Origin of the sequence: Serratia quinivorans, from assembly GCF_946227985.1 — a bacterium.
Classification (GTDB): Bacteria; Pseudomonadota; Gammaproteobacteria; order Enterobacterales; family Enterobacteriaceae; genus Serratia; species Serratia quinivorans_A.
Window position 1 is genome coordinate 238,281 of record NZ_CAMKGL010000003.1, and the last position, 21,592, is coordinate 259,872.

20 protein-coding genes and 1 pseudogene are annotated in these 21,592 nt (G+C 55.2%); 3 read left to right on the plus strand and 18 right to left on the minus strand.

Going from position 1 to position 21,592, the window contains the following annotated elements; all coding sequences use genetic code 11:
* The first annotated feature begins 68 nt into the window (after positions 1-68).
* Complete coding sequence (gene yjgA / locus OCH02_RS12540) at positions 69-617, plus strand: ribosome biogenesis factor YjgA (RefSeq protein WP_012147082.1); 549 nt, start codon at positions 69-71, stop codon at positions 615-617.
* A 30-nt stretch (positions 618-647) separates the two neighbouring features.
* Here the strand turns inward: yjgA and OCH02_RS12545 are convergent, their stop codons facing one another.
* The 5 genes from OCH02_RS12545 to aaeX form a co-directional block, all read right to left on the minus strand.
* Positions 648-947 (minus strand): barstar family protein, encoded by a 300-nt coding sequence (locus OCH02_RS12545; protein ID WP_037416266.1) that lies wholly within the window; start codon positions 945-947, stop codon positions 648-650.
* 5 nt (positions 948-952) lie between these two features.
* Complete coding sequence (locus OCH02_RS12550; RefSeq protein ID WP_261431536.1) at positions 953-1,402, minus strand: ribonuclease; 450 nt, start codon at positions 1,400-1,402, stop codon at positions 953-955.
* Positions 1,403-1,645: 243 nt separating this feature from the next.
* Positions 1,646-3,613: a p-hydroxybenzoic acid efflux pump subunit AaeB gene (gene aaeB / locus OCH02_RS12555; protein WP_261431537.1), complete on the minus strand. Its 1,968-nt coding sequence runs from the start codon at positions 3,611-3,613 to the stop codon at positions 1,646-1,648.
* On the minus strand, positions 3,613-4,548 hold the full coding sequence (aaeA, locus tag OCH02_RS12560; protein ID WP_261431538.1) for a p-hydroxybenzoic acid efflux pump subunit AaeA: 936 nt from the start codon (positions 4,546-4,548) through the stop codon (positions 3,613-3,615). The genes aaeB and aaeA overlap by 1 nt, the downstream gene beginning before the upstream one ends.
* 7 nt (positions 4,549-4,555) lie before the next feature.
* Positions 4,556-4,759 carry a p-hydroxybenzoic acid efflux pump operon protein AaeX gene (aaeX, locus tag OCH02_RS12565; RefSeq protein WP_012147087.1) on the minus strand — a complete coding sequence of 68 codons (204 nt, stop codon included), beginning with the start codon at positions 4,757-4,759 and terminating at the stop codon, positions 4,556-4,558.
* 308 nt (positions 4,760-5,067) lie between these two features.
* Between aaeX and aaeR the strand changes: the two genes are divergently transcribed.
* Positions 5,068-5,979, plus strand: a complete 912-nt coding sequence (aaeR, locus tag OCH02_RS12570) for an HTH-type transcriptional activator AaeR (protein WP_112362641.1) — start codon at positions 5,068-5,070, stop codon at positions 5,977-5,979.
* Here aaeR and OCH02_RS12575 read toward each other — a convergent pair.
* Positions 5,942-6,319 (minus strand): hypothetical protein, encoded by a 378-nt coding sequence (locus OCH02_RS12575; protein ID WP_261431539.1) that lies wholly within the window; start codon positions 6,317-6,319, stop codon positions 5,942-5,944. The two genes, aaeR and OCH02_RS12575, sit on opposite strands and share 38 nt — an antisense overlap.
* A gap of 2 nt (positions 6,320-6,321) precedes the next feature.
* On the minus strand, positions 6,322-6,600 hold the full coding sequence (locus OCH02_RS12580; protein ID WP_261431540.1) for a zinc ribbon domain-containing protein: 279 nt from the start codon (positions 6,598-6,600) through the stop codon (positions 6,322-6,324).
* A gap of 212 nt (positions 6,601-6,812) precedes the next feature.
* Between OCH02_RS12580 and OCH02_RS12585 the strand changes: the two genes are divergently transcribed.
* Positions 6,813-7,757 carry a nucleoside hydrolase gene (locus OCH02_RS12585; protein ID WP_261431541.1) on the plus strand — a complete coding sequence of 315 codons (945 nt, stop codon included), beginning with the start codon at positions 6,813-6,815 and terminating at the stop codon, positions 7,755-7,757.
* A gap of 81 nt (positions 7,758-7,838) precedes the next feature.
* Here the strand turns inward: OCH02_RS12585 and OCH02_RS12590 are convergent, their stop codons facing one another.
* From OCH02_RS12590 to mreB, 11 genes and pseudogenes are all read right to left on the minus strand, one after another.
* Positions 7,839-8,516, minus strand: coding sequence for a hypothetical protein (locus OCH02_RS12590; RefSeq protein WP_261431542.1), 678 nt, complete (start codon positions 8,514-8,516; stop codon positions 7,839-7,841).
* Positions 8,517-8,568: 52 nt separating this feature from the next.
* Positions 8,569-9,294: a hypothetical protein gene (locus OCH02_RS12595; protein WP_261431545.1), complete on the minus strand. Its 726-nt coding sequence runs from the start codon at positions 9,292-9,294 to the stop codon at positions 8,569-8,571.
* Between the two features lie 350 nt (positions 9,295-9,644).
* A pseudogene (locus tag OCH02_RS12600) lies at positions 9,645-10,049 on the minus strand (hemagglutinin repeat-containing protein); the annotation flags it as partial.
* A 363-nt stretch (positions 10,050-10,412) separates the two neighbouring features.
* Positions 10,413-11,858: a metalloprotease TldD gene (gene tldD / locus OCH02_RS12605; protein ID WP_261096158.1), complete on the minus strand. Its 1,446-nt coding sequence runs from the start codon at positions 11,856-11,858 to the stop codon at positions 10,413-10,415.
* 7 nt (positions 11,859-11,865) lie between these two features.
* Positions 11,866-12,726, minus strand: a complete 861-nt coding sequence (nit1, locus tag OCH02_RS12610; RefSeq protein ID WP_261431547.1) for a deaminated glutathione amidase — start codon at positions 12,724-12,726, stop codon at positions 11,866-11,868.
* The gene (gene yhdP, locus OCH02_RS12615) at positions 12,723-16,538 is read right to left on the minus strand and encodes an AsmA2 domain-containing protein YhdP (RefSeq protein WP_261431548.1); all 3,816 of its coding nucleotides are present in this window, start codon (positions 16,536-16,538) and stop codon (positions 12,723-12,725) included. The genes nit1 and yhdP overlap by 4 nt, the downstream gene beginning before the upstream one ends.
* Before the next feature lie 103 nt (positions 16,539-16,641).
* Positions 16,642-18,111 (minus strand): ribonuclease G, encoded by a 1,470-nt coding sequence (gene rng / locus OCH02_RS12620; RefSeq protein ID WP_012147102.1) that lies wholly within the window; start codon positions 18,109-18,111, stop codon positions 16,642-16,644.
* A gap of 38 nt (positions 18,112-18,149) precedes the next feature.
* Positions 18,150-18,734: a Maf family protein gene (locus tag OCH02_RS12625; RefSeq protein WP_261431550.1), complete on the minus strand. Its 585-nt coding sequence runs from the start codon at positions 18,732-18,734 to the stop codon at positions 18,150-18,152.
* A gap of 137 nt (positions 18,735-18,871) precedes the next feature.
* Positions 18,872-19,360, minus strand: coding sequence for a rod shape-determining protein MreD (mreD, locus tag OCH02_RS12630; protein ID WP_012147104.1), 489 nt, complete (start codon positions 19,358-19,360; stop codon positions 18,872-18,874).
* The gene (mreC, locus tag OCH02_RS12635) at positions 19,357-20,364 is read right to left on the minus strand and encodes a rod shape-determining protein MreC (RefSeq protein WP_261431551.1); all 1,008 of its coding nucleotides are present in this window, start codon (positions 20,362-20,364) and stop codon (positions 19,357-19,359) included. The genes mreD and mreC overlap by 4 nt, the downstream gene beginning before the upstream one ends.
* Before the next feature lie 94 nt (positions 20,365-20,458).
* Positions 20,459-21,502 carry a rod shape-determining protein MreB gene (gene mreB / locus OCH02_RS12640; RefSeq protein ID WP_012147106.1) on the minus strand — a complete coding sequence of 348 codons (1,044 nt, stop codon included), beginning with the start codon at positions 21,500-21,502 and terminating at the stop codon, positions 20,459-20,461.
* Positions 21,503-21,592: the final 90 nt, after the last annotated feature.

The following is a 21,592-nucleotide window of genomic DNA, read 5'->3' on the forward strand; positions in this document are numbered from 1 at the left end:
GAACCGCGTGGAATTTCGCATAAAGCCGGCAACCTGTTAGGATTAGCCTCTTTTTAACGGAGCCTACCATGAACAAACAGCCTGAAGACTGGCTCGACGATGTCCCGGAGAACATTGACGAGGAAGATGACGAGATTATCTGGGTCAGTAAAAGTGAAATTAAACGTGATGCCGAAGCGCTGAAAGACCTGGGTGTTGAACTGGTCGAGCTGGGCAAGAACGCGCTGGAACGTATCCCGCTGGATGAAGATTTGCGCGCTGCGATTGATCTGGCGCAGAAGATCAAAAAAGAAGGTCGCCGCCGTCAGCTGCAGCTGATTGGCAAGATGTTGCGCGCCCGCGACGTAGAGCCGATTCAGACTGCGCTCGACAAGCTGAAGAACCGCCATAACCAACAGGTTTCGCTGTTCCACAAGCTGGAAGCATTACGTGACCGCCTGGTCGAAGAAGGTGATGACGCGATCCCGCCGATTTTGGCGCTGTATCCGGAAGCCGATCGCCAGCAGCTGCGCTCACTGGTGCGTAACGCACAGAAAGAGAAGGCCGCTAACAAGCCGCCGAAAGCTTACCGTCAAATCTTCCAGTACCTGCGCGATCTGGCCGAGACCGCAGAATGATCGCCGCCGTCACCACGGGATGAACCCAGTTCATCCCCGGTGATGTGCAGGTTCACCGCTGCTTTCACGGATATTGAAACGCAGGCTGCCTTCCAGCTCTTCCTCCGCCTCTTCGAACAACAGGATAATCGCGCCAAAGCGACGTTTGCTGCGGGCATTGAGATGGGTAAATTCTATCTCCACCGGCAAACCTATGTCCGCCGTCACCACGTCCCACAGTGCATCCAGATTGGCACCAAAGGCCTCATCCAGCGCAAACTTATGCGCGAAGTCGCGGTAAAAAGCCGGCAAATCGTTAATCTGATTAAAATCGAACTCTACTTTTGCCATCAAGCTCACTCCACCCGAATGAAGTTTTTATAATGGTCACGCGTGACAAAAATCAGGCCATCGCTGGAATACAGCAAACGATCGGCGCCGCGCCGGCCGCATTGATAATTGATATCCGCCTCATGCCATACCCGATTGCGGGCCGTGGGCAGTTGCCCTTCACGGTTTGAGAAACGATCGCCGCCAATCGCTTTGCCCGGCAACGCCGAACACAGATTGCCGTTACGTGCATCCCATCCCTGTTCACGCGCCTGCTTCTTGGTGATGTAATAGTCCGGCAGCCGCTGATGCTGCTGCAGGTAGCTCACCACCCTTTGCTGCTGCGTCAGTTGGTCAATACTCTGACCCTCGGCTACCGCCGGTACGTTGGCAATCACCCGATCGTTACTGCGCAGTGCATTAAAACCGGCTATCACAACGGCGATAACGATCGCCACGAGGATCCGCTTGTTCATTGCTGTCCCTGATTTATGGCCGACAGGAGTGCATCAGCACCCATGCTGGTTGGATTTATAGATGAAAAGGATGAAGCAGAGATGACTGGCATGTAACGTTTTCACTTCAGGGAAAGCGTGCCGTACAACCTGCATCACCCGTTCAAGCTAATCATGCCATTTTGCAGCCGGTCAGGCACTCAGTGCAACTCTGAAACGGGGCTATCTCAGGCAAGTATAGCCCCGGCAAGAGTATTTGAGGTATCAGTCAATCAGGGCGTGGCGGTAGCGGTACAGCATGTCGGCCAGACGTTTTACCGGCCCGGTGACGCTGAGCGGGGCCTGATAATCCACCAGTTTCTGCTGATAATCGTTCATTTCACTCAACAGCCGATCGTAATAATAAGCACGTTTTACCTCGTTTTTCGCCGAGACCATGTGGTCGGCGGTACTGCGGATCTGCTTATGGAAAGCCGAAAGCTCCTCGCTGACCGGGATCTCAGCTCGCTGCATACGCTGGTGAGCGATGATCAGATTCAGCGCCAATCGGTACTTGGCAATATCGTTCGGGAACATCATCAACAGTTGATTCAACTGCTGATACAACGCCGGCAGGTGGTTTTGCTGACGGCGTGAGGCCTTGGTGGTCAACGCCGATACCGCGCTGCCGACAAACTGGTTCAGCAAGGTGCGACCGGTACGTTCACGCGAGTTATCGCGGATCAGCAGCAGCACCATCAGGCCCACACAGCTGCCGAGGAACTGGCCGAGCGCGCCATCGAGGAACTGCGTGACGTTGAACTCCATCGGGTTGCTCAATACCAGAATATTGATGGTCCCCGCCAGCAGGCCGAGCGAGCCCAACCGTCGTTTCTGCACTTCGATACCGATGAAAAACGCCAGCAGGCCCAGACTGAGGCACAGCAGTAAAATACTTTGCTGAGTCGCCGGCAGGATCACCATAAAGTACAGTGAGCCAACCGGGATCGCCGCCAGCATGCCCAGGATAAAGTCCATCGCCACCATGCGCGGTGCCGGAGTGCGCATCGCCAGGGAGGTGATCACCGCAATAATCACCATAAAGCCGCTGCCGGAGGTCCAGCCGGTCCACAGCCACAGCAGGCTGCCAAAGGCCGTCGCTACAAAGGTGCGCAGACCGTTAATCATCGCGTGGTGTCTTTCCGCCGAGGTCGGTTTAACCACCACCTCACTGCTCAACACCCCTTCTTCTACCGAACTGATACTGCTGTTGGTGTGTACACCTTTGGCCAGCAGCAGGTAGCGAGTGGCCGCCCCCACCCAACTGGTGATAGTCACTAATGTCTCGTCGGTACGATTGGTGGTCAGCACCTGCCGCAACAACTTCATGCGTTTATGGATTTCCTGCGGCGTTTGGGCCGGTACCATCAGCAATTCACGAATGTTTTCTTTCAGCGCGTCCGGGTGGTTCAACAGGATTAAATAGGTCTCGCAGGCCTGGGTAATCAACGTCAGCGAAAGCGTATGCAGCGCCAGAATGCGGCGATTCGCCTTTTGCCAGCGTGATGACTCCATCATCAGGTTGCTGCGCATGCCGTTCAGCGCAGTGGTGCTCTTCACCAAATTGCTCCAGGCGCGGTCGATATCTTCTTTCTCGGCATTGCTGATGCACATCTGCATCAACAGGTATTGATCCACCAGCAGTTTATCCACCGCCCGGTCGATATCCTGCTTGATTGAACGCGGCGAGAACAGCAAGTCTGCCAGCACGGCGCTGACGATCCCCAGCACGATCTCGCTACAGCGCTCAATAGCGAACTGCGGCGCTTCCAGCAGATGCGCTTCACTGCTGGCAACGGTGACAATAATGATCAACGCGGTATAACCCGCCAGGCCCCAGGCATAGGAGTTTTCAACTTTAACCAGGGAGGAAAGCCAGGTGCAGAAGCCGGCCCAGATGCAGCACAGCAACAACATCACCACCGGCGCACGTGCCGTAGTGACGATAATCGCTATGCCGACAAAGCAGCCGATAAATGTGCCGATAATACGCAGCCAACCGCGATGGCGAATAGCGCCGGAAAACGGCTCGCCGCCCGCGGCAAAGGCCGTGCCGGCGGCCACGATGGCGGCGGTCATCGCCGACCAACGTGGAGTTTCCAGATTGAGATGGAAGCCGACAAACAGCGCAAACACCACCGCAAAGCTGAGCTTGAAGGCAAATCTCAGCCGGATAAAGGTTGGGTTATTCATTAACCGAACTCACGCAGCCGATGCATCAAGCGAACAAAAGGCGAACCGCTGTCGGTAGCGCGGTCATTCTTGCCGGTGATCACCACGGTGGCGGTGGTGCCAGCCGGGTACGGGTGCAATTGGTCTTTGTCATCCAGCAGGATTTTCACCGGCACGCGCTGCGCCAGACGCACCCACTCCAGGTTGCTGTCGATCGACGCCAGCCCTTTGCTGTTCACGGTGCTGCTGCTGTTGTTGACGGCGGCGGCCACGCTATCGACGGTGCCATGCATAATGCGGTTGCTACCCAACGGGGTGATTTCCGCGCGGTCGCCTTTGTTCAGGCCATTGAGCTTGGTTTCTTCCAGATAGGCCAGAATGTAGAAACTGTCTTTCTTCACCAGCGCCACGGCGACTGAACCCCGGGTGATATATTCACCGGCGTGCACGTTCAGGTTGGTGATCCAGCCGTCGGCCGGTGCGCGTACCGTGGTGCGTTCCAGATCCAATTTAGCCAGTTCACGGGTCGCTACGGCCTTCGCCAACTGATGCTCTACGGTTTGCAAAACGTTATTCGCCTGGTCTATCTCTTCCTGCGACATCGCCTGCACGCCGAGACGCACACGGCGCCCGGCTTCACGCCTTTTTTCTGCCGCCAGCGTCTGGTAGTAGGCGACATCGGCATTGGCTTCTGCCAGGGCCTGTTGGTAGCGCGGCTGGTCGATAACCAGCAGTACCTGCCCTTTCTTCACCAGTTGGTTATCCACCAGAGGGACATCGGTCAACAGACCGGTAACGTCCGGGGCGATCGCCACCACGTCGGCGGTAAACTTGGCGTCACGCGTCCAGGGGGATTCCGTGTAGAACACCCAGGCCTTGAATATGGCGACGATCCCCAGCAGGACCAGAATCAGAGTGATCGCGATTCGGGTTATTTTTATTGAAAAATTTTTCACAGCGACCTCAAACGAAAAGACAGGTAATCAGATAGAACAAACAGCAGTACAGCGCGGTATTAAACAGCGCTGGATGCCAGACAAAATCGTAAATCCCGGTGGGTTGCAGCAGGCGGCGCAGCAAAAAAAACAACGCCAGCGAGAGCAACAACTCAAAAAATATCGGGGGAAACGACAGTCCAAAAATGACCATAACCGGAAGCAAACTCATCAATTTTTCCTTATTGTTCACTGCACCGGGCGTAGAGACCTATATCCATTCACATTCTCTTTACATTTTAGCTGACACGCACCACAAATTCAGGCCCAGACAGGTCAGGAACCTGAAATAAGAGTAAACTCTGGAGCGTACATCCGCGATAGGGACTGCGAGGATATCGGAGGGATCGGCCACCATGGCGCTGCCGATCGCACTCGCGCGTTAGTAAGGTCTTTTCGCCCGACCTGTTTATATTAGCGTGCTTACTATCAAGTCATCAACAATCTGTGATCTAAATCACTTTTAAGCCAGAGTGAATAATGGAAAGACTAAAACGGATGTCGGTATTCGCCAAAGTGGTTGAATGCGGGTCATTTACTGCGGCAGCGCGCCAGTTGGATATGAGCGTTTCATCTATCAGCCAGACCGTCTCCAAACTGGAGAATGAGCTGCAGGTCAAGCTGCTCAACCGCAGCACGCGCAGCATTGGCCTGACGGAGGCCGGAAAAATCTATTATCAGGGCTGTCGCCGCATGCTGCTGGAAGTCAGCGAAGTGCATGAGCAGCTGTACGCGTTTAACAATACGCCGACCGGCACGCTGCGCATTGGTAGCTCATCCACCATGGCACAAAACATGCTGGCAACCATGACCGCAGATATGCTTAAAGAGTACCCCGGCCTGACGGTGAACCTGGTGACCGGCATCCCGGCACCGGATCTGATCGCAGACGGGCTGGATGTGGTGATCCGCACCGGCGCGCTGCAGGACTCCAGCCTGTTCTCCAAACGCCTGGGCTCAATGCCAATGGTGGTGTGCGCTGCCAAAAGCTATCTCAGCCAGCACGGCACGCCACTAAAACCAAGCGATATGGTCAATTTTTCCTGGCTGGAATACAGCGTGCGGCCAGACAGCGAGTTCGAGCTGATCGCGCCGGAAGGCATCAGCACGCGCATCTCGCCGCAGGGACGCTTCGTCACCAACGATTCACAGACCATGATCCGCTGGTTGAAAGCCGGAGCCGGTATCGCCTATGCGCCGCTGATGTGGGTGATCGAGGAGATCAAACGCGGAGAGATCGAGATCCTGTTCAAAAACTACCATTCGGATCCTCGCCCGGTGTACGCGGTATACACCGAGAAAGATAAGCTGCCGCTCAAGGTACAGGTGTGTATCAATTATCTGACCGAGTACTTTAAGCGCGTGGGGGAAGTCTATCAGGGCTATCGCTGAGCAGCACACGACGCGCCAAGACGCCAAGCACCAGTAATGCCAGCATGCCCAGCCCCCAGATCAGCCAGACGACATACTTCACCCAGATGAGCAACTGTGGGAAAGACCCCGCCAGCCAGTTGCCCAGCTGCTGCAACTGCGGCAGCCAAGTGTCCAATAGCGCCTGTGGCACCAGGCTGAGCACCCCGGTAAGCTGCGGTGCCAACTGTGCCGACCCACTCTGCGCCAGCCCCGTCAGCGCAGGCAACCAACCCAATATGCCAGAAACACCCCAGGCCAGCAGCGTCCACACTGCCATTGCCGCCAACAGCACTGCCACACTCCATCCGCGTTTTGTCATGGCTATCCCCCGTTAGCGGCCTTGCCGCATTGCTGACAAAAACGACTGCCTGGCGGCAAGGGGGCGGAACATTCGCTGCATTGTGCCGCCGCCTCAAAAGGCTGACCGCAACGATGGCAATAACGGGCGCCTGGCTTGTTGGCCGCCTGACATTGCAGGCATTGCGGCCCCCGATCGCCGTGCTGGTTATAGCGGTTGCCATGGTGGCCAGTGCGATGCCCTGAGCGTTGATACCCGCCGCCAATACCGCCTTGCCCCAAGAGCTTTTTCAACAGACTCATCGCGCTTCTCCTCTGTGCTTTACGCCGGGTGACAGAATAAACCCTGGAGTAAACTCCAGGGTAAAGCGCGGCGAGGGAGATTTACGTTTAATTACACCGTCATACCGGCAACACTTTGATGTGGTTAACAAAAAGCATTATCGGCCATTACCCCGCCTGCTAGCGGTGCGCTATGCTGCGCTGACCTCTCCCTGCATCAGGAATAACTAAAAATGAAAAAAATCATACTGGACTGCGATCCGGGACATGACGATGCGATCGCTATGCTGCTGGCCTGGGGCAACCCGCAGATCGATCTGCTGGCCGTAACCACCGTGGTGGGCAACCAAACGCTGGAGAAGGTCACCCGCAATGCGCTGGCCGTCGCGCGCATCGCCAATATTACCGGAGTGCCCTTTGCTGCTGGCTGCCCACGGCCGCTGGTACGCCAGATAGAAGTCGCACCCGATATCCATGGCGAATCCGGCCTGGATGGCCCGGTATTACCGGAACCAACGCTGGCGCTGGAACCCTGCCACGCGGTAGATCTGATTATCGATACCATCATGGCTCACCCGCCGGGCAGCGTGACGCTGGTACCGACCGGTGGCCTGACCAACATCGCCATGGCAGTACGCAAAGAACCACGCATTGCCGACCGGGTGAAGGAAGTGGTGCTGATGGGCGGCGGTTACCACGTGGGCAATTGGAGCGCGGTGGCCGAGTTCAATATCAAGATCGATCCGGAAGCCGCACACATCGTATTCAATGAGAAGTGGCCACTGACCATGGTTGGACTGGATCTGACCCATCAGGCACTCGCCACGCCAGAAGTCTGTGCCCGCATTGCCGCTATCCAAACCGGACCAGCCAGGTTTGTCGGCGAACTGCTTGAGTTCTTTGGCAAGATGTATCAGCAGGCGCAGGGCTTTAGCGCCCCGCCGGTACACGATCCTTGCGCGGTGGCCTATGTGATCGACCCCGAAGTGATGACTGTCCGTAAAGTCCCGGTGGATATTGAACTGACCGGTACCCTGACGCTGGGAATGACGGTGGCCGACTTCCGCGCCGCGCCGCCGCCGGACTGCCACACTCAGGTGGCGGTAAAACTGGATCAAGATAAGTTTTGGGATTTGGTGGTGGATGCACTGGAGAGGATTGGGGAAGTGAAGGTTTAAGCTGCGGCTTATAAAGGCGGTATTGATGGGCCGGGTGGCTTTTGGACTGCCGCCCGGCCTGATTTTATCGCGGAGGAGAAACTAGCGCTTTAGTAATGCGGTTAATTGCCCATCCAACTGGCCAAGGCAGTCATCCATATATTCCGTGGTGACCTGCTTCACCATCGCATAATCACTGGCTTGCCACTGTGTCAGTGATGCCGAACGCGGGGTTGGGCTGCATTTGAATTGGTCGAAGGCTGAGAACATGCTTCCACCTTCCGGCCGCTTATAAAAGGTAACGGCGTAGCGCAGTTCGAATGGAGTATCACTTTTCGCTAGCTCCTGATACACCAGCAGCCATCTGGCGGGGGTGATATTCAAATTATTCTTGTAACTGTAACCGGCGCCGTTCTTTTGCAACCAGTCGGCGATAACAACCTTGGCTTTAGGCACCAGATAACTTTTAGTCGGTTCCGGCAACGTATCTACGCTGCTGCCTTTCAACGTGTCCTTGCTGAAAGTATTGGCGGAAAGACCACCGGTAAGTGCAGAGGTTAAAACCTGTAGCCCCACACCTACGCCGGTATTGGTCTGTGTGACAATACGCAGCCTGGTTTCGGCATATTGATTATTGTTATTTTCAGGTAGAGCAAAGAAAGTCTTCACACCAATGCTACTACCATTAGCGGCGGTGACCTTTTCTACATTATTAGTGGATGAACAGGCGGTTAATAACAACATGCTGCTCGCCATGTAAACACACAGAACTTTTTTCATTACTGCTCCTTGTTAGTAACATTCCAACTTCATGTTGGGTTTTTATTTATTTTTAAGATCTTCCGTTTTTCATGGCTTCTAAATCTGAAGCCAACAACCTCAAATTGCTTTCTTTGCCAAACTCAATAATACATCCATCAAGTTTACTTTTAACGATATCTTTCACTTTCTGATATTCACCCAATGACCACTCATCTAGTTGATGGGACCCAGTTGTAAATGAACAGTCAAATTTATACTTACCTGGATTTGATGTGGAAACATTCATCGTGTAAATGAGTTCATAATTACTACCTCCGGCTAGTTCAGTATATACCAAGTAAAATTTCAAATACCTTACACTCAGTGGATAGTTTTGGTAGTCAGCATTATCTTTAACATAAAGACTATCTTTTATCACCCTATTAACATTAGGTAAAAAATAATCAACCGACGGATTCTCAACGGAATTTATTTTACTCCCTTTTAATTCATGTTTACTAAACGTTGATTGTGACGTATTACCTCCCAATAAAGCTGTTAGAACAAAACTAGTAGCTTTAGCTGCCACCACACTTGAAGTATCGCTCTTAGTAATGACTCGCAATACAGTATCTGATGGAGCCTGATAGTCAGTCTCTAAAAGCTGAAAACTTTGAGTCTTAACATAACCACCTGATTTTAACTTGATAACCTCCTCATTACTTACTTTACTTAATGGTTTTTCCGGCCCTGTATTGGCGCAACCGAACAAAAGAAACGTTAATAAAAAAACAGATTTTGCATTTCCATATTGCATAAATCATCCTTATTGAAACAATATAATAAAAACCTATAAAAAACCCTTGCTTAATATTATCCCACACCAACTAACAAACCACTAAATCTCTCAACTATAATTATTAACGGTATTTATTTTAGAATAAAGAACCCAACCCACACACTTTTTATTTCAGGATCTCAAAGACGCATTTATAGACTATATCGCCAATCAACTGCGCCTGCTTCAGTCAACTTTGCTTTTTCTCATTATAAAATATCGACCCAATGCAGCCATTGGTGTTCTCGGTATCCCGGCTCAGTTGATTAACATCCTGCTGCTGGTTGGCCTGGTCCCGAATGAACATGCTACCGCCTGACACCGCCACTGACGCTGATCTGTTTACCCACGCCAATACTGACGCCGACATTACCGCCGCGACTCTTGTTGCTGTCCTCGGTCTTCTGCGTATTGGCCACGCCCAACAGCAATACATCCCGCTCGGCATTCAGGGTGGTGTCACCCCCTGCTTTGAGCTGGCTGCCGGCCACGGCAATATCGCCACTATCGGCCGTGTTACCCTTGCCGGTCGCCGTCACCTGCAAATGATTACCGCCGTTGAGCGTTGAACCGGTAACGGTAGCTTGCTCCTGATGCTGTTTCGACGACGGTTGCTATGCCCCCAGCGAAATGCTGATGCCCACCATGCTGCCTTCTTCAGTATCGGTATTGCCCAGTGTGGCCTGTTGCCCCGCCTGAAGTGCCTACACACCGGATAAGGCCGCTCTGCGCCCGTACCGCGTTGTCGATCAACTGCTGCATCTGCGCCAGATCGGAGCCAACGCCGTTAAGATAGTGCTGGTCGGTTTGTCTGAGCATCCGTGTGTTTTTTTGGGCGTTTTAACGACAGAACGGTAAATGTAACAAGATACGAACCATTAGCCACGGCCCTGATTTGGTCATTTAAGAAAGAACATTCCTAAAGCAGGCAGCAGAAAATCATCTGAAAATAGTAGAGTTAGCTTATTGATTTGCACTGGCAGAAAAAAACAGTGAATCGCTTTTTATTTCAACAAAACCAGAAAGTTGCCGCTAATGCGATGAGTGCCGCAGAAAAAGCTAACAGGGGCCGTGAACCGGCCCCTGGGGAGTATGGATTACGCAGTACCACCGACGGTCAGGGTGTCCAGCTTCAGAGTCGGTTGACCGACACCTACCGGCAGGCTTTGCCCCTCTTTACCGCAGACACCGACGCCTTTATCCAGCGCCAGATCGTTGCCCACCATCGAGATTTGCTGCATCGCCTCAATACCCGAGCCGATCAGCGTAGCGCCTTTCACCGGCTTGGTGATGCGGCCTTTTTCGATCAGGTAGGCTTCGGTGGTGGAAAACACAAACTTGCCGGAGGTGATATCCACCTGGCCGCCACCAAAGTTCGGCGCGTACAGGCCATATTCGACGCTGGCGATGATCTCTTCCGGTGTTGACTTGCCCGCCAGCATATAAGTGTTGGTCATGCGTGGCATTGGCAGGTGCGCATAGGACTCGCGGCGGCCGTTACCGGTCGGCGCAACGCCCATCAGACGCGCATTGAGTTTGTCCTGCATATAGCCCTTCAGGATACCGTTCTCAATCAACATGTTGTACTGGCCAGGTACGCCTTCGTCGTCGATCGCCAACGAACCTCGTAACCCCTGCAAAGTGCCGTCATCGACCACGGTGCAAAGCTCGGAAGCCACCAACTGGCCCATCTGACCGCTGAAGACCGAAGTACCACGACGGTTGAAGTCACCTTCCAGCCCGTGCCCCACCGCTTCATGCAGCAGCACGCCAGGCCAGCCTGCGCCCAGCACCACCGGCATATTGCCTGCCGGAGCCGCCACCGCAGAGAGGTTAATCAATGCCATGCGCACCGCTTCTTTGGCGTAAGCATCGGCACGGACTTCACCATCGGCGATTTCCAGGAAATAGTCATAGCCGAAACGACCACCGCCGCCGCTGGAGCCGCGTTCACGCTTGCCGTCTTGTTCCACCAGCACGCTGACGGATAAACGTACCAACGGACGAACGTCCGCCGCCAGGGTGCCGTCGGTGGCGGCTACCAGAATTTGTTCATACACGCCGGTAATGCTGGCGCTGACCTCTTGCACCCGTTTATCGGCCGCGCGGGCCACCTTGTCAACACGGTGCAACAGAGCGATTTTCTCTTCCCGCGGCAGGCTTTGCAACGGATCGAGCAGGGGATACAACGCCTTATGGCTGATTTCACCCAGGGTATGCACCTGACCATTCCCGCTGTCACGGACTATGCTGCGCGCGGCATGGGCACTTTGCTGCAAGGCGTTCAGGGTGATTTGATCGGCATAGGCGAAGCCGGTTTTCTCGCCGCTAACGGCGCGTACCCCAACCCCTTGATCGATATTGTAAGAGCCATCCTTGATGATACCGTCTTCAATCACCCAGGCTTCGTGGTAGCTCGACTGGAAATAGAGATCGGCATAATCGAGGCGGCGTTCGGCCAGTTGCCCCAGGACGGAAAACAGGTCCTGGTGGCTCAGCTTATTGGCAGCAAGTAACTGCTCACTGACAAACGTCAGGCTCATAATTTTTTCACTCTTTAATGGAGGATTTGTTGTCAAACGGCGCCGTCAGCGACGTCTGGAATCGGTTGTGTTGCAATACCGGCATCTGCTCGCGAATGGTTTTGAGGCCGGTAATATCGACCCGTACTTTCAACGCCGATACCGCATCCGGGTTTTCAGCCAATACCTTGCCCCAGGCATCCACCGCCAGCGAATGGCCCCAGGTGCGACGCGTCGGGCCATGGCTGCCAACCTGCGCAGGCGCCAGGATCACACACTGGTTTTCAATCGCCCTGGCGCGCAGCAAAATTTCCCAGTGCGCCTCACCGGTCACGCGGGTAAAGGCCGCCGGTACGGAAATCAATTCAGCGCCCTGCGCTCGTAACGCCTGGAACAGCGCCGGGAAGCGCAGATCGTAGCAGATGGTCATGCCAAGCCGCCCGACCGGGGTATCCACCACCTGGAGCTGTTGGCCATGCTGATAGGTGTCAGATTCCCGATAATGGCCGTGGGAGTCGTTAATGTCCACGTCGAACATGTGCAGCTTGTCATAGCGCGCGCGGATCTCGCCCTGGTCGTCGAACAGCAGGCTACTGGTGGTGATCAGCGCAGGGTTTTCACGACTGACCAGCGGCATTGACCCCACCAGCAGCCAGACGCCATAACGCCGTGCCATGTCACGCACCGCATTCTGCAGCGGGCCATCACCCTGGCGCTCCGCATGTTCACGATAAGCCGCAGAATTGGCGAACAGCAGCGCGTTCTCCGGCGTCATAACCAGTTTTACCCCGGCATTGAGCTGCTTAATCTGCTGTTCAATCTGGGCCAGGTTGTCACGCACCCGATCGCCACTGCACAACTGTAACAACGCAACGTTTGCACTTTTCATGACGCCTTATCCTCCTTTGGCTTACGCAGGACCTCGTTGACCTTCGGCTGGTCCAAATCGCCGCTGATATGGTAGCGAATCAGCGAGATCTTATTCCACAGCGGCCCCAACACCTGCGAGGCAGCAAACACCGCCGCGCCAACGATAGGGTTAATCACGAACGCCGTGGCTACGCCGACAGTGGTCGAAATGGCCGGTGCGACTACCGCTTCCATATCAATCCGGCGGCGCGCCAAATCGACCTGACCGCTCATGGCAATATCCGCCGCCAGTCCGTCAACCAACAGGTTATCGGTATGCATTATGCCATCTTTCAGCCACGCAGTGCTGCGGATGGAGTCAAAGTAGAAACCTTTGCCGAAGGTATCACTGAAATCGAACTGCAACTTACGTAACAGGGAGTCGACGCTGACCAAACGCAACAGTTGGCCGGCACGCCCGCCGCCCATGCTGTCGATCTCGCCTTTGCCCATATTGACCTTCATCGCACCGCTAAGGGTACTCATCTGCGGTTTCCACGGTGGACCATGCCAGTACAGATCAAAATCAATGTCATAAGGCGCGCCTTTCAGCGGCGTGGTGATGCCGAAGAAAGCGGCGGTTTCATCAATATTGCCCCCCAGCAGTTTGCCTTTCAGCGAGCTGCGTTCTTCCTGGGCGTTCTGCTTCCACAGGCCGCTGGCGGTCATGCGCCCTTTGCCGGTATCGACCAAGCCATGCTCCAGGTTCAGGGTATCACCCCGATTGGCCAGATCCGCCTCCACCTTGCCGAGGTTTTGCCCCATTACCCAGCACGACTTGCAGCGCAGCATCAACGACGGCCAGTCACGGAAAGAAACCTTATCTGCCACCGCCAGCGGGTTGGTTGCCGCGGTCGGGGTACCCTTGCTGTCGCTAAACTGCGGATTGTAATAAAGATAATTGATATCGGCACGCCATGGCCCGCGATCCGTAACCCGCAGACTGCCGTCGACCTCTTCCCCCTTGGCGCTGACCAGGGTCGCGCCGAGTTGCTTTTCAGCCGATAGCGTCAGCTTGTGCCAGGCCTGGCCGCCCAACAGCAGCTGTGGTGTTTTCAGCGCGACGGTGGTCGGGAAGTTGAAGCCGCCCACCTGGCCCGAGCTACCGCCTTGTTTTAACGCCGGTGCCATTAACCCCAGCCATTTTTCACCGTCCAATGGCGGTAGGTTGAGCGTCAAAGATTTACCGGCCGGTAAGGGTGGCGTTCCACCACCTTCGGTTTGCCATGCCGCACGTGCAAGCGTCACCTGCTGTTTGGCGAAGGTCCATTCGCTGTTGAAATGGTTCTGCTTGCCGGCGCTGCCGGTCAGCATGAAGCCATTCAGCCCACCTTTCACTTTTACACTCAACGGCAGTGGCTCACCCGCCGGTTTATCTAGCGGTGAAGGTAAGTGACTGCTCACTTTCTTGAGGTCCGCATCAATGCCAATGTCATAGCTGGCGTTGCCCTTATGCGGCAAGGTAATGGCAACCTGGCCCTGCCAGGGCGCGCTGCCACTCAAGGCATCGGCGACTTCCTGCGGAATACCGGGGAATTTACCCGGCTGCCAGTCAGCCTTCAGATCAACATTGACCTTGTAGTCACTTTTACCTTCCAGCGTATTGAAATTCACCGCAACCGGCTGCCCGAACCAGTTGGCCGACAGGCTATCACTGGTCAGGTTGCCGTTATCGAAGCGGAACTTGCCGCTGACTTTTTTCAGCTCACTTTCGATAGGCTTAACCAGCAGTGAATTGTTGTTCAGCGCCACCTCGCCCGTAGCGCGCACCAGCTCGCCGTTCAAGGGGATATCGAGATGTAAGCGCCCACTGACATTACCGCCAATCTGCAGCTCATTCAGTGCAGCACCCAGTGAATCATGCAGCGGTGTCTGCTCGAAATAGTCATGGATTTCCTCACCCTGACCCGCCACGTCAGCGTCAACCAACAGGCGCTCTTTCAGGTAGTCCGGAATGATGGCGGTAACATTTTTGCCATCGACTTTACCCAGTTTGGTCTGCGGAGCATTCATCCACAGCCCTTCGTTGGCAAAATCGAGATCGATGGCCAGATCGGTCAATGCCGGCCAATCCGGTTGGAACTGGAAGGTCGAATGCCGCAGCGGGACAAATACCTCAAACTGGCCTTCGTGTTTACGGTAAGGGAAATGCTGTGGGTCACCGTTGTAGAGCAGCGTGGCGTTATCCACCTGCCCGCCCTGAATGGCACCGCTGAGGTAATCCACCAGGTGCTTGCCCATCAAGGGCTCTGGGAAGTAACGCCAGGCGTCTGCGGCATCGTACAGGCGGATACCCGCCAGAATGCTCAGCCACGGGTCGCCCTTGGCCGGCTGCTGGTAGCGGAAATCACCGTTCACCCACAGCGATTTGGCCTTCACATCCAGATTTTTACTCGCCAGCTCCCAGCCCTGTGGGTTGTTCAACCAGGTTAACGCACCGCGCGCGCTGCTGACTTCCAGCGGGGCGCGGAACATGTCGCCGTACGGCAAGGTGCTGTCATTGAGATCAAGTTGCAGACGACCATTTTCTACGCCGCCACTCAGCGCGCCAGAGAAATGATTTATCCCCGGTAACAGCTTCCATGGCTGCCAACTGACGTCCTGCCAGCGGGCCTGGAAACGGGTTTTTTCCGGCTGTTTCAGCGGAATATCCAACGCCAATGCATTGACCCTGCCCTGCGGTTGCAGATCGTTCCAGCGCTCCAGCACGTCCGGGCTGAGGAACGAGAAGGTCGGCAACAGCGCAGACAGGCGTTCAAGCTGAATGTTGGTCGCCCGCACGCGCAGCTCTTCCGTTTGTCCCGGCCCCATAAACTCGGTATTTTCCGGTAGCCACAGTCCGGACAGCTTGCCTTGCGGCCAGGCCTGACCGTCGGTGGCCAGGTTGAGCTGCGGCACCTCGACTTGCCAGCCGGTCCCCTGGCGGCTGAGCGTCAGCGCCAGATTGTCCACGTCCAGGCGGTGCTGTTGTTTGCCCACGCTCCAGTTGGCCGCGCCCTGCTTTAACAACGCACTGCCGCTGGCAATTTCACCGTTCTGTATTTGCAGCCAGGCTGCCAGGCTAAAGTCGGCGCTCTCCAGGCCGGTATTGGCTCGTAACCACCGGGTGAACCAGGGCTTCATGTCGATATTATCGGCCTGCATATAGACCGTGCCAACATTCAATAACCCCTGGTTATCACGCAGATCCATCCGCAGTTGAACCACGCCATGCTGGCCGTTCAGCGTCGACAGGCCTACCTGCCCCTCGGCACGGTGACGATCGCGGCCGTTAAGCCAGGTTAGCTGTGGAACCTCGAATTCGGCGCGCGCGCCGGCAGGCGTAAGGAAGGAAAGCCGGCTGTCACGTAAATTAAAGTGATCCACCTGATGCAACAGCAAATCGCTGATTTTACCCGGCTCGATGGTACTTCCCTTATGCTCTTCGCCACCCAAAGTGGTGTTGAGATCGAACTGGAGTTGGTAGAAGGTGAGATCGCGGAACTGCCAGCGCCAGTGCAACAGCGACTGCCATACGTCCAGCGCCAGCGTAACGCGTTCTATATGCAGGTTGCTTTTGGGCAGCGTGGCGCGCACGTTGCGCATTTCCAACTGCGGGCCGAAGGTTTCCCAACTTCCCTGCATAAAATCGATCTGCACCGGCACGCCGGAGAGACTTTCGACCTTGGCCAACAGTTGCGGGCGGTAGTTGTTCAGTTCAGGCAGCGCCAAACGCAGCCCGCTGATCAGCAACGCCACGATGACAATCAGACTGGCGCCTGTAGCTAACAAAATCCCAGGCAGTCGCCTCACGCAGTTCTCCTTGCTTCCGCTGCCTGGCAACGGGATATCTATGCATGGGGGGCCCAGCATGCTGGGCCCCACCAATACCGGACTTTGGCCGCCAACAGGCGGACTACATCATGACAACGTCAAATTGTTCCTGGCTGTACAAGGGTTCGATCTGCACCTTGACCTGTTTGCCAACAAAGATTTCCACTTCGGCCAGCGCATGGGACTCTTCGCTTTTCAGCGCCTCACCCACCGCCGCAGAGGCGTAAACCAGGAAACGATCTGAATCATAAGCATGGTGCACGCGCACAATTTCACGCAAGATTTCGTAGCACACGGTTTCCACCGTTTTCAGAGTGCCGCGCCCATGACAAGTAGGACAATCATGACACAGCACATGTTCAATGCTTTCGCGCGTGCGTTTACGCGTCATTTCCACTAAGCCTAGCTGAGAGAAGCCGTTGATCGTGGTTTTTACCCGATCTTTACTCAGTGCAAGTTCCAGCGAATGCAGCACCCGACGACGATGTTCGTCATTATTCATATCAATAAAGTCGATAATGATAATGCCGCCCAGATTGCGCAGCCGCAGTTGGCGGGCAATGGCCTGGGTCGCCTCGATATTGGTATTGAAGATGGTTTCGTCGAGATTGCGATGGCCGACAAAGGCGCCGGTATTGATATCCACGGTGGTCATCGCTTCGGTCTGATCGATGATCAGGTATCCGCCGGACTTCAGCTCAACCTTGCGCTCCAACGCGCGCTGGATCTCGTTTTCGACATCGTACAGATCGAAGATCGGCTGGCTGCCGGTGTACAGCTCCAGCTTGGCGGTAATATCCGGGATGTACTCACCGGTAAACTCCACCAGCAGATCGTGGGTCAGACGGGAGTCCACGCGGATCCTGTCCAGCGCCGCACCGGCGAAGTCGCGCAAGATACGCTGCGCCAGCGCCAGCTCACCGTATAACTTGTATTTGGTCTGGTTGCGTTTTTTACGCTCCATCACCTTGGTCCACAGGCGTTTGAGGAAGGCGGCGTCTTGCGACAGCTCTTCTTCCCCAATGCCTTCTGCCGCGGTGCGGATGATAAAACCACCCAGTTCATCGCAGTAACCGGCAACGGCTTTTTTCAGGCGATCGCGCTCGGCTTCACTTTCAATACGCTGCGAAACGCCAACGTGCGCCGCCCCCGGCATGAATACCAGGTAACGCGAAGGCAAAGTGATGTCAGTGGTCAGGCGCGCGCCTTTGGTGCCTAGCGGATCTTTCACCACCTGCACCATCAGATCCTGCCCCTGGCGTACCAGTTCGGCAATATCGCGCACGTGGAAATTTTTCTGCTCATCGCCGGCGACACATTCGGTGTGCGGCATGATATCAGAGGCGTGCAGGAAGGCCGCTTTGTCCAGGCCGATATCGACGAATGCCGCCTGCATACCCGGCAACACGCGACTTACGCGTCCTTTATAAATATTGCCGACGATACCGCGCTTGGATTCGCGCTCGATATGGATCTCTTGCAGGATGCCGCCATCAATATAGGCAACCCGCGTTTCAGACGGTGTGATATTAACCAGTAGCTCAGCTGTCATGCCTTCTCCTCAGAGCCGGTCGATAATGGCAGCGCCCATCAACCGGTTCTTACATCACGTAATGCGACAAAATTACTGAGCAGCTCATGTGTTTCGACCAACGGCAAGCCCATCACCGCGTGATAACTCCCGGTTATCGTCCTGACGAAACAACCACCCTTTCCTTGAATTCCATAGGCGCCCGCTTTATCCATCGGTTCGCCCGTTGCAATATAGTCGCAAATATCCTGCTGTGACAGGTTGCGGAATGTCACGTCTGTCACCACTAGCTGGCACAGAACGTCATGGCGATCGGCGATCGCCACCGCGGTCATCACCTGATGCTGTTTACCCGACAGCGCCGCCAGCATTTGCGCCGCATGCGTTTCGCTTTGGGGTTTTTCCAGCACCCGGCCATTGAGCACGACAATGGTATCCGCGCCCAGCACCGGCCAGTCCTGCCGGGCCAACGCCACGCCTGCCCTGGCCTTATCCTGCGCCAAACGGCGCACATAGACTTCCGCCGCTTCCCCTTCCTGCCGCTGTTCTTCGGTATCCGTCAGGATAATTTCAAACGCCACGCCCAACAGGGTCAGTAATTCACGTCGACGGGGAGAGCCGGAGGCCAGATAAAGCGAAGTCATTGATATACCTTTCATATTTCAAGCTGCAGCGGTGTTGGCTGCCCTCAATCCCCCCAGTCACTTGGTCATCCAAGCTCCTGGGTATTCACTCGATTGCCGCCTTGCCGCAACTCGAAATCTCTTGGGTATAAATACCCTTACTGTACGGCGAACTGACGGCGGATTTTGCGCATCAGCAGGAATAACCACGGCCACAGAATGCCGTTTACCACACTACTCCAGAACACCTCTGGGCGGAAAGAAACGTTGATCACTAAAAACTCGGCCCAGAACACCACAACATCCATCGCCAGTGACAATAGCACTACGATCAGCGCCTGTTGCCAGAGGGCCATGTTGCGGAACAGTTGGAATTTGAACGCGACCAGATAGGCAATGATCCCCAGCGCCAGCGCACGCACGCCCAGCGTAGAACCGAGGATCAGATCCATAATCAGCCCCAGCACAAAGCCGGTACCGACGTTAACCCGGTGTGGCAGTGCCATTACCCAGTAGATCAGGATTAAAGCCAGCCAGGAAGGCCGGAACATGTAGATCTGTTCCGGCCACGGCATAATTTGCAGCACCAGCGCCACCAGGAATGACAGCCAGATTATCCAGCGCCCATTACTGCGGTAGCGATTCATTGGGTAACTCCCGCCGCGGCCGGTGCGGCGGTTTGCGGCACAGCGATGCCGGTTGCCGGTGCCGGCAGTGGCTGTTGCGGCCCCATGGCATCGGCCGGTGGCAACACCTGAGGCATCATCTGCATCAGACGCTCATTGGCGACACGGTGCACTTCGTCCGGCGGCAACGGCATATCGCCATTACGATCGGCCCCCCACAGCAACAACAAATAGCGCAAACGCTGCAGACCCGCCGTCGGGCGTGCCTGGATCACGGTATACGCACGCTGGTTATCCACTTTAACCGAGGACACCACCGCCACCGGATAGCCTTCCGGGAAGCGGCCACCCAGGCCGGAAGTAACCAACACGTCGCCCACGCGAATATCGGTATTGTTCGGCAAATGTTCGAGCTGTAAATCATCGGCACAACCGCTGCCTGCAGCGATCACCCGGATATCATTGCGCAGTACCTGGATAGGTAACGCGTGTGAGGCATCGCAGATCAGCAGCACGCGGCTGGTGACTTTCGCCACCGCGACCACCTGGCCGACTACGCCTTTATCACTGATGACCGGCTGGCCTTCATAAACCCCGTTGTCTGAACCTTTGTCGATCACCACCTGGTCGCTGTAAGGATCAGATCCGGTCGAGATCACTTGGGTGACCATTTTGTGTTCGTCCTGGCGCAGCGGCGAGCCTAACAGCTCACGCAAACGGGCGTTTTCCTGCTTGAATTGGCCAAGAAGAAGAATATCGCTGTTTTTCAGCAGCAGTTCCTGCCGCAGAGCACGGTTTTCCAGCTCCAGCTGTTGGCGGGTAGCCAGCGTTTCTGAAACGCTGTCCAAAACTTTACGCGGCCCATTGGCCAGAAAATAGAAAGGGCTGACGGCCGTGTCCATGTAGTTACGTATTTTCACGAACGTACCGAGACGGCTGTCGGCAACGATCAGGCAGATAGCCACAATCACTGCTAAAAAAAGTCGTAGTTGCAGGGAAGGCCCCCTGCTAAAAATCGGCTTCATAAATTATGCGTGTTCCTCGACAACAGAAAGAGGAACCGTACCCGATTTTCGCTTTGCGCATTCATCCGATACGATTCCTCCTTCCTGGGGCTGACTATTCTTCGCTGAACAAATCGCCGCCATGCATGTCGATCATTTCCAACGCCTTGCCGCCACCGCGAGCTACGCAGGTCAGCGGATCTTCTGCCACGACGACCGGAATACCGGTTTCTTCCATCAGCAGGCGATCCAGGTTGCGCAGCAATGCGCCACCGCCGGTCAACACCATGCCGCGTTCGGAAATGTCGGAAGCCAGTTCCGGCGGACACTGTTCCAGCGCGACCATCACCGCACTGACGATGCCGGTCAACGGCTCCTGCAGCGCTTCAAGGATTTCATTGGAATTGAGAGTAAAGCCGCGCGGTACGCCCTCGGCCAGGTTACGGCCGCGAACTTCGATTTCATGCACTTCATCGCCCGGATAAGCTGAGCCAATACCGTGCTTGATACGTTCGGCGGTCGCTTCACCAATCAGTGAGCCATAGTTACGACGCACATAATTAATGATGGCTTCGTCGAAACGGTCACCGCCGATGCGCACGGAAGAAGAGTAGACCACACCGTTGAGTGAGATCACCGCCACTTCGGTAGTACCACCACCGATATCCACCACCATTGAACCGGTAGCTTCAGAAACCGGCAGGCCGGCACCGATTGCCGCAGCCATTGGCTCTTCAATCAGAAACACTTCACGCGCACCGGCCCCTTGGGCGGATTCGCGGATGGCACGACGTTCAACCTGCGTTGCGCCGACCGGCACGCACACCAGCACGCGCGGGCTTGGCCGCATGAAGCTGTTGCTGTGAACCTGTTTGATAAAGTGCTGCAGCATTTTTTCAGTCACGAAGAAGTCAGCGATAACGCCGTCTTTCATCGGACGGATAGCCGCGATATTGCCGGGGGTACGCCCCAGCATCTGTTTAGCCTCATGACCCACGGCCGCAACGCTCTTGGGTGAACCGGCACGATCCTGGCGAATGGCAACCACCGAAGGTTCGTTCAGTACAATGCCTTGCCCTTTAACATAAATCAGGGTATTGGCGGTACCCAAGTCGATGGACAAGTCATTGGAAAACATGCCACGAAATTTCTTAAACATAACTAAAGGATAATCCTGCAAGCTGGGGGCGGAAAATAAAATCCGCCTACTTTACCAACCACACGAAGCAGCGACAAGGCGCAAAAATGT